Here is a 13,509-nt window from a genome sequence, read left to right as displayed (position 1 = left end):
CGTGTGGCGCTCACGGTATCTCCGTATGTGCCGTGGGGGTATGGCCGTGCATCAAAGCGTGCGGTGTGCCGGTGTGGCCGCATGGCGCATGCCAGGGTCTGTGCGACACGCGGGAACGGCATCGATGTATGAGCCAATCCCCACATCTAGTGGTTGGATTGCGGCAGCAGCCCAGAAGTTGTGGTCCCCCCGGTCTTCGACCGCTCGGAGATCGCCTATGCTTGGGGCTGCTTCGAGGGGCCCATGAGGCCCAGCGAGGCTATTGAGTCTGCTGTGAGGAGGGTTGGAGTTATGCACTGCCCCTTCTGCAGGCACCCCGACAGTCGCGTCGTCGACAGCCGTACGACCGACGACGGCACGTCGATCCGCAGGCGCCGCCAGTGTCCTGACTGCTCCCGTCGTTTCACGACGGTGGAGACATGCTCACTGATGGTGATCAAGCGGTCCGGAGTCACCGAGCCATTCAGTCGTACCAAGGTCATCAACGGCGTCCGCAAGGCATGCCAGGGACGACCGGTCACCGAGGACGCGCTCGCCCAGCTCGGCCAACGGGTCGAGGAGGCGGTGCGAGCCACCGGAAGCGCCGAGCTGACCACTCACGACGTGGGGCTGGCCATACTCGGCCCGTTGCAGGAACTCGACCTCGTCGCCTTTCTGAGATTCGCCTCCGTCTACCGGGCGTTCGACTCGCTCGAGGACTTCGAGGCCGCGATCGCGGAACTGAGGGAGGCGACGGGACACCCCGCCGCGGACGACGACGACCGCGAAGACGACGCAGGCGCAGTTGCGGGGAGCCAGGAAGACGACCGCGGGTCCCGAGGGGCTGCAGAGGTCCCCGTGCCCGCCAACGCCGCCGACTGAGGGCGGGCCGGATCCGGTCATCGGACTTCGGATCCGGCTGAGAAGCGGCGGCAGAAGACCTGTTGCGGGTGGCGATCAGAGGGTGCCCGCAGCACCAGACAGAACACGTGCCACGGGGAACATCGGGGCACTTCAGGGCGTTTTAGCCCGTACAGGGAGGCGGCATGACAGAGACGGCGAGCGGTCCGGCACGGAGTTCCCGCGCCAAGGGCACCAAGGCGACCAAGGGACTGCGTATCGAGCGCATCCACACCACCCCCGGCGTGCACCCGTACGACGAGGTGGTCTGGGAGCGCCGTGACGTCGTCATGACCAACTGGCGCGACGGCTCGGTCAACTTCGAGCAGCGCGGCGTCGAGTTCCCCGACTTCTGGTCGGTGAACGCGGTCAACATCGTCACCAGCAAGTACTTCCGCGGTGCCGTCGGCACCCCGCAGCGCGAGGTGAGCCTCAAGCAGCTCATCGACCGCATCGTGAAGACGTATCGGAAGGCCGGCGAGGACTACAAGTACTTCGCCTCGCCCGCCGACGCCGAGATCTTCGAGCACGAGCTGGCGTACGCCCTCCTGCACCAGATCTTCAGCTTCAACAGCCCTGTGTGGTTCAACGTCGGTACGCCCCAGCCGCAGCAGGTCTCCGCCTGCTTCATCCTGTCGGTCGACGACTCCATGGAGTCGATCCTCGACTGGTACAAGGAAGAGGGCATGATCTTCAAGGGCGGTTCCGGCGCCGGCCTGAACCTCTCCCGCATCCGCTCCTCCAAGGAGCTGCTGTCCTCCGGCGGCAACGCCTCCGGTCCCGTCTCCTTCATGCGCGGTGCCGACGCCTCCGCAGGAACGATCAAGTCGGGTGGCGCCACGCGTCGCGCCGCCAAGATGGTCATCCTCGACGTCGACCACCCCGACATCGAGGACTTCATCGAGACCAAGGTGAAGGAAGAGGAGAAGATCCGCGCGCTGCGCGACGCGGGCTTCGACATGGACCTGGGCGGCGACGACATCACGTCCGTCCAGTACCAGAACGCCAACAACTCGGTCCGCGTGAACGACACGTTCATGAAGGCCGTCGAGTCGGGCGGCAAGTTCGGCCTGACGTCCCGTATGACCGGCGAGGTCATCGAAGAGGTCGACGCCAAGGCGCTGTTCCGCAAGATGGCCGAGGCCGCCTGGGCCTGCGCCGACCCCGGCATCCAGTACGACGACACCATCAACCACTGGCACACCTGCCCGGAGTCCGGCCGTATCAACGGCTCGAACCCCTGCAGCGAGTACATGCACCTGGACAACACGTCCTGCAACCTCGCCTCGCTGAACCTGATGAAGTTCCTGAAGGACGACGGCAAGGGCAACCAGTCCTTCGACGTCGAGCGCTTCGCGAAGGTCGTCGAGCTCGTCATCACCGCGATGGACATCTCCATCTGCTTCGCGGACTTCCCGACGCAGAAGATCGGCGAGAACACGCGCGCGTTCCGCCAGCTCGGCATCGGCTACGCCAACCTCGGCGCCCTGCTGATGGCGACGGGGCACGCGTACGACTCGGACGGTGGCCGCGCCCTCGCCGGTGCCATCACCTCCCTGATGACCGGCACGTCGTACAAGCGTTCCGCCGAACTCGCCGCGGTCGTCGGCCCGTACGACGGTTACGCGCGCAACGCCCAGCCCCACCTGCGCGTCATGAAGCAGCACGCCGACGCCAACACCGCGGCCGTCCGGATGGACGACCTGGACACGCCGATCTGGGCCGCGGCCACGGAGTCCTGGCAGGACGTGCTGCGCCTCGGTGAGAAGAACGGTTTCCGTAACTCCCAGGCGTCCGTCATCGCCCCGACCGGCACCATCGGTCTCGCGATGTCCTGCGACACCACCGGCCTCGAGCCCGACCTCGCCCTGGTCAAGTTCAAGAAGCTGGTCGGCGGCGGCTCGATGCAGATCGTCAACGGCACCGTGCCGCAGGCCCTGCGCCGCCTGGGCTACCAGGAGGAGCAGATCGAGGCGATCGTCGCCCACATCGCCGACCACGGCAATGTGATCGACGCCCCCGGCCTCAAGCACGAGCACTACGAGGTGTTCGACTGCGCCATGGGCGAGCGCTCCATCTCCGCGATGGGCCACGTCCGCATGATGGCCGCGATCCAGCCGTGGATCTCCGGCGCGCTCTCCAAGACGGTCAACCTGCCGGAGTCGGCGACCGTCGAGGACGTCGAAGAGGTCTATTTCGAGGCCTGGAAGATGGGTGTCAAGGCGCTCGCCATCTACCGCGACAACTGCAAGGTCGGCCAGCCTCTCTCCGCGAAGACCAAGGAGAAGGAGAAGGCCGAGATCACGGAGAAGGCCGAGGCCACCATCCGTGAGACGGTCGAGAAGGTCGTCGAGTACCGCCCGGTCCGCAAGCGCCTCCCCAAGGGTCGTCCCGGCATCACGACGTCCTTCACGGTCGGCGGGGCCGAGGGCTACATGACCGCCAACTCCTACCCCGACGACGGTCTCGGCGAGGTCTTCCTGAAGATGTCCAAGCAGGGCTCGACCCTCGCGGGCATGATGGACGCGTTCTCGATCGCCGTCTCCGTGGGTCTGCAGTACGGCGTGCCGCTGGAGACGTACGTCTCGAAGTTCACCAACATGCGCTTCGAGCCGGCCGGCATGACGGACGACCCGGACGTGCGGATGGCGCAGTCGATTGTCGACTACATCTTCCGGCGCCTGGCGCTCGACTTCCTGCCCTTCGAGACGCGCTCCGCGCTCGGCATCCACTCCGCCGAGGAGCGTCAGCGCCACCTGGAGACCGGTTCGTACGAGCCGTCCGACGACGAGGTCGACGTCGAGGGCCTGGCCCAGTCGGCGCCCCGCGCCCAGGAGCTGAAGGCCGTCGCCACCCCTAAGGCGGACACCGGGTCGGCCAAGCCTGTCCCGCAGCAGGCCCACACCAGCGCTGAGCTGGTGGAGATGCAGCTGGGTATCCAGGCCGACGCCCCGCTGTGCTTCTCCTGCGGTACGAAGATGCAGCGGGCCGGCTCCTGCTACATCTGCGAGGGCTGCGGCTCGACCAGCGGCTGCAGCTGACGCCGGGCGGGGGCGTAGCCCCCGACGTCGGGTAGCCGTTGAGATCCCCCGACGAGGCCCTTAATGCGGGGCGCCGACCAAGTGTCGGCGCCCCGCATCGCCGTATGCCCAGGCGGACGTAGGAGTCGGCTCAGGGCCGGCGAGTCCCGCCCATGGTCGCAGTGAATGTCGCCGGGTCGTCCTCGAAGCCGTGGATGCCCGGGTGGAAGTCCCACGTGCTCGATCCCTCGCGTACGAACTCCGCGACCGTCGCCGCTGTCGACCCGAGGACGCCGCCGAAGTCGTCCTCGGCCATGACGGTGTAGCCCTCACGGATGCGCAGGGCCGGATTGACGACGCTGACGAAGGTGCGGTTCGCGGGGTTCTGCTGGATCGCGACTCCGACCACCACGCGCGCGTACCGGCTGTCGAGCCGGTCGAGCTCCACGGTCAGGACCTCGTCCCAGCCGAAGCCCTTGCCGTCCTTGCTGTCCCGGTTGAGATAGATGGTGCCGTCGGGAGAGCGACTGTCGAAGTGCACCACGTACGCGGGATCGCCGTACGGATCGCTCGCCAGGTAGGTCGCGGCGACGAGGTCCAGATCGGTGGGCGGCTGCCCTGCCGCACTCGGATCCCACTTGAGTGAGATCTCGACCTTCCGGATCCCCTTGTTGATGGCGTTCACCAGGCGTCCCCTTCCCCGTTCCGCTTATGTTCCGGCCTGAACTGCCCAGCAGAGACGGCCGGTTGTCCATCCTGCCACGCGCGCAGGCGCGCACACCGGGAAGCTCTCCGGCCGAGCGTGACCGGCGCCACGCTCCGTGGCCGTACGATGGCGCGGTGCTGGTCAAGTGGATTCGCTGCACCGTGGTGGACCGCCGCGGGTTCGAGCGGGGGCAGCGAAAGTGGGCGGGGCTTCTGGGGGAGCCGGGATTTCGGGGGCAGGGTGGTGGCTGGAGTCGGGGGCGGCAGGGGGTGGCACACATCTTCTCGTTCTGGGAGAGCCGTTCCTTCTACGACTCCTTCATGGCGCGCTCCCACAACAGGCTGGCGACGGCGCAGTCGGGCACCTACAAAGACATGCAGGTCAGACTCTTCGACTACCGCTTCGACGTGAAGACCGGCTTCGAGCCGCGCTTCACCGACGCGGATCTCGTCCGGGTGGCTCACTGTCGTGTCCATCAAGAACGGGCTGAACACTTCATGCTCATGCAGGAGAAGGTCTGGAACCCCGCGATGGCAGGCTCCCCGGGCATGATCCGCGGACTGTTCGGCGAGGCCCCGGGCCATGAGTTCCTGGTGTTGTCGATGTGGCGCTCGGCCGCTGAACACGGCAAGTACCGGACGGAGCGCGTGGAGCGACTGGCGCTGCGAGCCCAGATCGAGGCGGACGTCGCGGCCCTTACGGGTGACATCGTGGAACTCGAACCCACCTGGATAGTTTGAATTCCGGACCCTTTAGTGGTGTGCCTTGACGTGGCCGATGGTGCAGGAAATGTGTGACCTGCGCCGTATGGAGACCGTACGAGTGCTCGACGGGCCGTGATCCGATCTAGGGTTTTGGCATGGCACGACCACGGCGCATCGTCCTTGTCCGGCACGGCGAGTCAACGGGCAATGTTGATGACACCGTCTACGAGCGTGAACCCGACCACGCGCTGGACCTCACCGAGCGGGGCTGGCTTCAGGCCGAGGAGACGGGCAAACGATTGCGGGATGTGTTCGGCCGTGAGCGGGTCAGCGTGTACGTCTCGCCCTATCGCCGGACGCACGAAACACTGCGCGCCTTTCACCTGGATCCCGAGCTCATACGGGTGCGCGAGGAGCCCCGGCTGCGCGAGCAGGACTGGGGAAACTGGCAGGACCGAGATGACGTACGTCTCCAGAAGTCCTACCGGGACGCGTACGGCCACTTCTTCTACCGCTTCGCCCAGGGGGAGTCCGGCGCCGACGTGTACGACCGGGTCGGCAACTTCCTGGAGAGCCTGTTCCGCAGCTTCGAGGCGCCCGACCATCCGCCGAACGTGCTGCTGGTGACCCATGGTCTGGCGATGCGACTGTTCTGCATGCGCTGGTTCCACTGGACGGTCGCGGAATTCGAGTCGCTGTCGAACCCGGGGAACGCGGAGATGCGGATGCTCGTTCTCGGGGACGACGGCAAGTACACGCTTGACCGGCCTTTCGATCGCTGGCGAGATCCGGAACCGTACGGGATCACCGGATAGAGTGGCAGGGCGATGACCGCTGACTCCTCTCCCGAAGGGCGCCTCGACCGCGCCCTGGCCAGCCTGCGCGGACTCGCGGTGGGGGACGCGCTGGGCTCGCAGTTCTTCGTTCCGGTGAACTATCCGCTGCTGAAGCGACGCGAGCTGCCGTCCGGGCCCTGGCAGTGGACGGACGACACGGAGATGGCCTGCTCCGTCGTCGCCGTCCTGGCCGCCCACCACCGCATCGACCAGGACGCCCTGGCCCGCTCCTTCGCCGAACACCATGACTTCGACCGGGGCTACGGCCCTGCGGTCAACCGGCTGCTGCGCCTGGTTCGGGAGGGCGGGGACTGGCGTGAGCTGTCGGCCGCGCTCTTCAACGGGCAGGGTTCCTGGGGCAACGGCGCAGCGATGCGGATCGCTCCCCTCGGCGCCTGGTACGCGGACGACCCGGAGCAGGCGACCCACCAGGCCGAGATCTCGGCCTACCCCACACATCAGCACCGCGAGGCCGTCGTCGGTGCCATGGCTGTCGCTGCCGCCGCCGCGCTCGCCGCCGCCCCCGGCGGCCCGCCGAGCCCTGAGTCGCTCCTCGACGACGTTGTCGCTCTCGTCCCGAAGAGCGCGGTCGGAGCGGGTCTGCGGCGCGCCCGGGACATGCTCGACTACGCCGACGCGGCCACCGTCGCGGCGGTCCTGGGCTGCGGTCGGCGTACGACGGCCCACGACACCGTGCCCTTCGCGCTCTGGTCCGCGGCGCGGGCCCTCGGCGACTACGAGCGGGCTTTCTGGACGACCGCGCAGGTCGGCGGTGACGTGGACACCACCTGCGCCATCGTGGGCGGTGTGATCGGTTCCGGGAAGGCCGGGTCGGTGCCGGCCGAGTGGGTGGAGCGGACCGAGGCATTCCCGGAGTGGATGCCGACGTCGGCGGAACGCAGTGCCGCTGCCCGGTCGCGCCTCTAATAACTTTCTGTGCACGCCGGGAACTCTGCGTAACCAACCATCCGTTGTCGTGGCAGCTGGTGTGCGACCTCTGGGGTCGCACACGCACATGGCAAAACGGGCGGCGCAGGGGGTGGGGTCATCAAGTTCATGTCGGTGCTGGGCGTGCTGTTCGTCGCGGCGGCTGCCGCGTGGGGCGGTCTTCGGTCTTTCTGTGTCGACGGGACTCGCCTGTCGTCGGTCGGCACAAGGGTGGTGCGGATGGCCGGCCCGTCATCCTCGCAGTCGGTCCCCCGGACGCGATCCGGCCATCCGCGGTTCTTCGTGGGCCCGGCCGGGTCGGCCGGCCATCGGACCCGCCGTCCCGGCGAGGGCGTCCAGATCGCTCTTGCGGACCCGGATGGCGAACCATGCGGTGGCCATGGCGAGTACCGCCATCGCAGCGGCCGCCACGAAGCCCGTCGAATGCCCTGGGCGAGTACTTCGTGCCCCCACGGGCCGGGCAGCTGCTGCGTCTTGGTGAACTCCGCCTCCCACGCCCTGGAGCACGCGTGTGGTCGGCAACTGCCGGGGTTCCTGCGCGAGTCCGCCGAGCAGCGAGGCGATGGTGAACAGCAGGATGTTGGACTGCGGGAGCGCGATGTTCACAATCGTCGCGTCCGGTGGCGTTCCAGCGGGCGTTGTCAGGTTCCGAATTCGGGCTGCGGCGTGGCGGCGGGAGCCGCCTGGTCGGGGGCGCCGCACGGCGTCCGTAGGGCCGATGTACCCGCGGCTGGTGGGGCGGTCGGTTACGGACGCCGTGATCGGGGGACGCGCGCCGGGTTATGCGGCCGGGACGCCGCTCGCGCCGCTGAGGGCTTCCAAGTCACTCTTGCGGACCCGTACGACGACCGCAGCGACGACGAACGCGAGGACGGCCATGGCGGCGGCCGGGATGAAGGCCGTGGAGATCCCCTGGGCGAGGACTTCGTCGCTCCACGGGGCGGGCAGCTGGTGGGTCTTGGCGAAGGCGGCCTTTTGCTCCGGCGTGGCCTGGGCCATGAACGACGCTACTTGCTTGGTGGCCTCGTCGCGGCTGGCCGAGCCGAAGACCGTGGTGAGGATGGAAAGACCGAGTGCACCGCCCACCTGCTGTGTCGTGTTGAGAAGGGCGGAGGCTGCGCCCGCCTCGCGCGGGGCGACGCCGGATACAGCGGTCACGGTGAGGGTGACGAAATTGAGTCCCATGCCGAAGCCGAAAACCAGCATCGGGCCGAGCACCCCGTCGACGTACGAGCTGCCCGAGTCGACCAAAGATTGCCAGGCCAGGCCGACGGTGACGAGGGCGGTTCCGGTCATCAGGAACGGCTTGGGGCCGAGCACCGGCAGCAGCCGCTGCGATATCCCCGCACCCAGCGCGATGACCACGGTGACAGGCAGGAAGGCAAGGCCGGCGCGGATGGGGGAGTAGCTCAGCACGTTCTGCACGAACAGCACGATGTAGAAGAACATGCCGAACATCGCCGCGGCGAGGCTGATCATGATCACGTACGTGCCCGAGCGGTTGCGGTCGGCGAACATCCGCAGCGGGGTGATCGGTTCCTTGGCGCGACTTTCGACGAACATGAAGGCGGCGAGCAGTACCACGGCCGCGCCGAACGCGCCGAGCGTCAGCGAGTCCCGCCAGCCGTCGGATGCCGCCCTGATGAACCCATAGACCAGCGCGACCATGCCGAGCGTCGAGGTGAGCGCGCCGGTCAGGTCGAAGCGGCCGGGATGGCGCTCGGACTCGTTGATGTAGCGCGGTGCGAGTGCCGCGATGAGGATGCCGATGGGTACGTTGACGAAGAGCACCCAGCGCCAGTCGAGCCAGTCGGTGAGCAGTCCGCCGGCCAGGAGTCCGATGGCGCCGCCGCCCGCGGAGACGGCCGCGAAGATGCCGAATGCCCGGTTGCGCTCGGGGCCTTCGGGAAACGTCGTGGTGATCAGCGCGAGCGAGGTGGGTGATGCGATCGCGCCGCCCATTCCCTGCAGGACGCGTGCGGCCAGCAACTGCCAGGGTTCCTGGGCGAGTCCGCCGAGCAGCGAGGCGAAGGTGAACAGCAGGATGCCGGCGATGAAGACCCTGCGGCGCCCGAGGATGTCCCCGGCTCGACCTCCGAGCAGCAGCAGGCCGCCGAAGGTGAGGGTGTAGGCGCTGACGACCCACGTCAGGTTGGTGGTGGAGAAGTTCAGTGCGGTCTGGATGTCGGGCAGGGCAATGTTGACGATCGTGGCGTCGAGAACCACCATCAGCTGGCACGCAGCGATGACCGTAAGCGCGATGCCCGGGCGTGTCGGGCGTGAGGCCGGACCCGGTCGCGCGGGCACGGGTGACTGCGTCTGTATCTGATCGTGCGTCACAGAATGTCCCCCAGAGACGAAGTAGTGAACGTATGCGTTCACTACTCGGGACGATAGCGAGTCGGCCTTCGTGAACACAAGCGTTCTCTAAGGGGGTTGGTCTTGAAGTGGCGCCGTGGGTTGAGAAGGTCGCTGGGCCCGGCGGCACTGCTGCCGTACCGAACAGGTGTGATGGGCGGGAGGTGATCCCGGAGAAGGCGGGAGTGGCTGCCGCGCTGTCGCAGAGGGTTCTCGTGGGAGGGTGCAACGAGAGGGAGGGGCTGGCGGAGCGTGACTTGGGTCGTCGGCCGGGGTTCCGGGGTGCCGGGTTCTGCGCAAGTTCGAGTCCGTGATGGGGGACTGGGCGACAGGGAACGCCGTCGGCCGGGAGTGGGGAGCTCGTGATTCAGGCGGTTGAGCGCTTGAGTCGGTAGTCGGTAGCCGGTAGCCGGTGTCGCTTGGTGCAGGTTCGAGTCACCGGCGGAAGCCGCAAGTCATGGGAAGCCGAATCGGCGCTGCCGGGGGGCGGGTGTGCCCGTATGTGTTTGGTCAAGGTCGTGGGTCGCGATGGCGGCATGACGACCTGGTTCCGCGCCTACTCCAAGGACGAAGATCTGTGGCTGTATTTCGAGGCTGATGACGAGGGTTGGGCAGCGCGTCATGTTGAGGTCCGGGGGAAGGATTCGCGGCCGGTGACGGCGGCTTCTCTCGTTGAGGTGCTGCACCTACGTGATCAGGTCGATCGCGCGGCGATGGGCCGCTATGAACGGCGGTACGGCGTTCTCGTCGAAGGTCCCGTTGACGACTGGCAGGGCCAGCCCCAGGCGGCCGAGATCTCCGCAGAGGAGTTCGAGCAGCTGTGGACTGAAGCAAGGCGGACTCTCAGTGAATTGGAGGCGGTCACCGCGCGCAGGACCGGACCGGAGCCGATCACCACACCGGCCACCACCTCGCCCACGGCCGCGATGGCCAGGCCCAGGCCCCACCCGGTCGGGGTGTCGCCGAGCGCCGTCCAGAACCCGTTCTCGGCGAGCGGCTGCACAGCGTACGGCCGATCTCGGATGCGGATGGAAGATAGTCGGCCGAGGCCACACCGGTGTGGGGCGGCATCTCCAGGACCGCTACCAGGCCTGCCAGTCCGGCGACCGGCGCAGCGCGGTGGTGGCGCTCGGGCTGCGCCCGGCGGGCTTCGTCCTCATGGACGCCAGTGCCGACGCTGTCACTGGAACAGCGTCTTCAGGTCGGGTTTCTTGTCGCCGAAGAGGCCGTCCTGCTCACCGAGCGAGGCCAGCTTCTCCAGGGACGCCATGTCGTACTGGGCGGGCCAGTTGGGCAGCGTCAGGTTCTTCAGCACCTTGCCGTCGATCTTGGTGTAGGTGGTGAGGATCTGCCGCGCCTCGTCCGGGTGTGCGGAGGCGTACGTGAGCGACTCGGTCATCGCCTCGGCGAACTTCTTCACCAGGTCGGGGTTCTCCTTCGCCAGCTGGGGCGAGGTGAAGTAGGTCGCCACGGTGAGCTTGGAGTCGGTCTCGGCGAACGGTGACGTCACGGCCCGGGCACCCTGGGACTTGGCGATCGTCAGCGCGGGCTCGCCCATCCAGGCTGCGTCCACCTGGCCGCCGTCGAGAGCGGCCGGCATCTGATCGAAGGCAATCTCCACGAACTTCACCTTCGAGGGATCGCCCCCGTCCTTGCGGACCGCCTCGCGCACGGTGGTGTCACCGATGTTCTGCAGGGTGTTCACCGCGACCGTCCGGCCGGCCAGGTCCCTGGCCGACTTGATGGCGCTGTTCTCCTTCACCGCCACCGCGGTGACGTCGGTCGTGGTGTTTCCCGTGGTGGCCGCTCCGTTGGCCACCGACCTCACCAGGACTCCCTTGGCCTGGGCGATCATCAGCGACGTGGTGTTGCTGAACCCGAACTGGAACTGTCCGCTCACCACGCCGGGGATGATGGCGGCGCCGCCCTGGGCGCTCTCCATCTTCAGCTCGATGCCGCGGCTGCTGAAGAAGCCCTTCTTCTGGCCCAGATAGAGCGGGGCCACATCGACGATCGGGATGATGCCGACCTTGACCTGGGTGGTCTTGCCGCTGTCCGAGGCCGATGAACCGCTCGTCTCATCGGACGAGGATCCGCATCCGGCCGCACCGATGACTGTGACCACCGCTATCGCAAGCCCGAGACTGCGCCGTCGCATGGGCTCCTCCTCACGGGACGTGGGTGAGAACTGCTTGCTTTGGGTGCAGGTGTGAAATTCGAGAGAGTTGAGCCGAGGCTGTGCCGTTGCCGGAAGGCGCCGATGGGGGCACCGCAGAACTCCGAGAGGGGGTGCGGCTGTTCAGGTCGGCACGGGTCATGGGGTGGGGCGGCGTCTCCCGCGGTGACTCCATGGGGCATGGCGAGAGGTTCGAGACGTCGATCGGATGCCAGCGGGTTTCGAGCGGGCTCGCTGCTCGTGGCACCCCATCGGAGGCACGTTGTGCATCTTCTTGACGGCCGCAATGTACACGCCTACCTTCGCGGTGTCATGCTCCCGGACGAAAGAGGCCGCGAAGGCTTCGCACCGGTCTCCGGCCGGGCCCCTCGCCGAGGTCACAGCCCCCCGTCGCCGCTTGCGTTGCACTTCCTCCCGCCACCCTCACCAGGCCAAAGGAGTCCGCCTCGTGACCCGCATCCGCAGACGTACGCTTGTCGCCCTGGCGGCGCTGCTGCTCGCCGCCCCCCTCGCCCCGTCCGCCCAGGCGGTCGACACCAGCGCTCATGTCGAAGGCACCTTGCCCTCCGGCGCGACCTACGTGATGGACAAGCCGGAATCCTGGAACGGCACGGTCCTGCTCTTCAGTCACGGCTACACCCCGCTCGGAGTGCCCAATCCGGCGCGCAACGCCCCTGACGACGCCACCAAGTCCGCTCTGCTGAAGGAGGGTTACGCGCTCATCGGCTCCTCGTACGAGAGCAACGGGTGGGCGGTGAGTGAGGCGGTGCCGGACCAGCTGGCCACGCTGGACACGTTCACCGCACGCTTCGGCCCGGCCCGGCACACCATCGCCTGGGGCGCCTCCTACGGCGGGCTCGTGACCTCGATGATCGCCGAGCGCCACCCTGACCGCATCAGCGGATCACTGTCCCTGTGCGGCCTGCTTCAGGGCGGCGTGGCCAACTGGAACAGCACCCTCGACCCGGTCTTCGCGTTGAAGACACTGCTCGCCCCGGACGCGGACGTCCGACTGACCGGACTGGGGAGCCAGGCGGCCGCTGCCGAGGCGGCCGACACGCTGGCCGGGGCCGTCGCCGGGGCGCAGAGCACGGCTTCCGGGCGGGCCCGTATAGCGCTGGCCGCCGCCCTGCACAACATCCCCGGCTGGAACGACCCCTCCCAGATCCGGCCGGGACCGACCGACTGGGACGCCCAGCAGGCCAACCAGTTCCAGGCGGTCATGGGCCTGGTGAAATTCCCTGCCTTCTCCTGGCGGCAGGAGGCCGAAAGTCGGGTCGGGGGCAACATGTCCTGGAACACCGGCGTCGATTACACCGCCATGCTTCACCGTTCCGCCCTCTACAAGGAGGTCAGCGAGCTCTACGCCAAGGCCGATCTGTCGCTGACCAAGGACCTCACCACACTGAACCGCGCTCCCCGGATCGCCGTCGACACCAAGGCCGTGGAACGGATGGCCGTCACAAGCTCGTTCACCGGCCGGCTGGCCAAGCCGCAACTGACCGTGCACACCACGGGCGACGGCCTCATCCCGGTGCAGTCGGTGAGCGCCTATCGCCGTGCGGTCGCCGCGGCGGGCTCCAACCCCTTGCTGCGCCAGGCCTTCGTCGAGAACGCGGGCCACTGCACGTTCAGCACGGGCGAAGAGGTCGCCGCTGTGCACACCCTGGAAACCCGCATCACCACGGGCCACTGGCAGGGCACCGACCCTGCCACCCTCAACGCCCGTGCTGCGGAGGCCGATCCGTCCGCGCCGGCGCGCTATGTGTCCTACCGGCCCTCGCCGTACCCGCGCCCCTATGACCTGGCCCACCCCGCCGACCGGTACCGGCCCTGACACCAAGCCACGCCACGCCGCCCGCCGTGCCCGCGGCGGGCGGCC

General features: G+C 67.8%; 9 protein-coding genes and 1 pseudogene. 6 read left to right on the top strand and 4 right to left on the bottom strand.

Annotation, left to right across the window (positions count from 1 at the left end):
* Positions 1-291 precede the first annotated feature (291 nt).
* Together nrdR and ADK36_RS34455 are read left to right on the top strand one after the other, a co-directional pair.
* A complete protein-coding gene (gene nrdR / locus ADK36_RS34460) occupies positions 292-861 on the top strand; it encodes a transcriptional regulator NrdR (RefSeq protein ID WP_048580294.1) in 570 nt (189 codons plus the stop codon).
* 164 nt (positions 862-1,025) lie between these two features.
* Positions 1,026-3,920 carry a vitamin B12-dependent ribonucleotide reductase gene (locus ADK36_RS34455; RefSeq protein ID WP_053200256.1) on the top strand — a complete coding sequence of 965 codons (2,895 nt, stop codon included), beginning with the start codon at positions 1,026-1,028 and terminating at the stop codon, positions 3,918-3,920.
* Positions 3,921-4,050: 130 nt separating this feature from the next.
* On the opposite strand, the gene ADK36_RS34450 is transcribed toward ADK36_RS34455, so the two are convergent.
* Positions 4,051-4,584 carry a TerD family protein gene (locus ADK36_RS34450; protein WP_048580292.1) on the bottom strand — a complete coding sequence of 178 codons (534 nt, stop codon included), beginning with the start codon at positions 4,582-4,584 and terminating at the stop codon, positions 4,051-4,053.
* 155 nt (positions 4,585-4,739) lie between these two features.
* On the opposite strand from ADK36_RS34450, the gene ADK36_RS34445 reads away from it, so the two are divergent.
* The 3 genes from ADK36_RS34445 to ADK36_RS34435 all read left to right on the top strand — a co-directional run bounded on the left by ADK36_RS34445 (position 4,740) and on the right by ADK36_RS34435 (position 7,072).
* Complete coding sequence (locus ADK36_RS34445; RefSeq protein ID WP_048580291.1) at positions 4,740-5,345, top strand: YdbC family protein; 606 nt, start codon at positions 4,740-4,742, stop codon at positions 5,343-5,345.
* A 119-nt stretch (positions 5,346-5,464) separates the two neighbouring features.
* Positions 5,465-6,124 (top strand): histidine phosphatase family protein, encoded by a 660-nt coding sequence (locus ADK36_RS34440; protein WP_048580290.1) that lies wholly within the window; start codon positions 5,465-5,467, stop codon positions 6,122-6,124.
* A 12-nt stretch (positions 6,125-6,136) separates the two neighbouring features.
* Positions 6,137-7,072 carry an ADP-ribosylglycohydrolase family protein gene (locus ADK36_RS34435; RefSeq protein WP_053200253.1) on the top strand — a complete coding sequence of 312 codons (936 nt, stop codon included), beginning with the start codon at positions 6,137-6,139 and terminating at the stop codon, positions 7,070-7,072.
* 321 nt (positions 7,073-7,393) lie between these two features.
* On the opposite strand, the pseudogene ADK36_RS48335 reads toward ADK36_RS34435, so the two are convergent.
* The 3 genes and pseudogenes from ADK36_RS48335 to ADK36_RS34425 form a co-directional block, all read right to left on the bottom strand.
* Positions 7,394-7,584 (bottom strand): annotated as a pseudogene (locus ADK36_RS48335) (MFS transporter); the annotation flags it as partial.
* Between the two features lie 289 nt (positions 7,585-7,873).
* Positions 7,874-9,400, bottom strand: a complete 1,527-nt coding sequence (locus ADK36_RS34430; protein ID WP_267887433.1) for an MFS transporter — start codon at positions 9,398-9,400, stop codon at positions 7,874-7,876.
* A 1,231-nt stretch (positions 9,401-10,631) separates the two neighbouring features.
* Positions 10,632-11,609: an ABC transporter substrate-binding protein gene (locus tag ADK36_RS34425; protein WP_048580286.1), complete on the bottom strand. Its 978-nt coding sequence runs from the start codon at positions 11,607-11,609 to the stop codon at positions 10,632-10,634.
* Positions 11,610-12,075: 466 nt separating this feature from the next.
* Between ADK36_RS34425 and ADK36_RS34420 the strand changes: the two genes are divergently transcribed.
* Entirely contained in the window at positions 12,076-13,464 is a 1,389-nt protein-coding gene (locus ADK36_RS34420) for an alpha/beta hydrolase family protein (RefSeq protein ID WP_053200251.1), read from the top strand.
* The last annotated feature ends 45 nt before the right edge of the window (positions 13,465-13,509 follow it).

This window comes from Streptomyces viridochromogenes (assembly GCF_001270495.1).
Classification (GTDB): Bacteria; Actinomycetota; Actinomycetes; order Streptomycetales; family Streptomycetaceae; genus Streptomyces; species Streptomyces viridochromogenes_A.
This window is presented reverse-complemented; position numbering and strand designations above follow the sequence as displayed.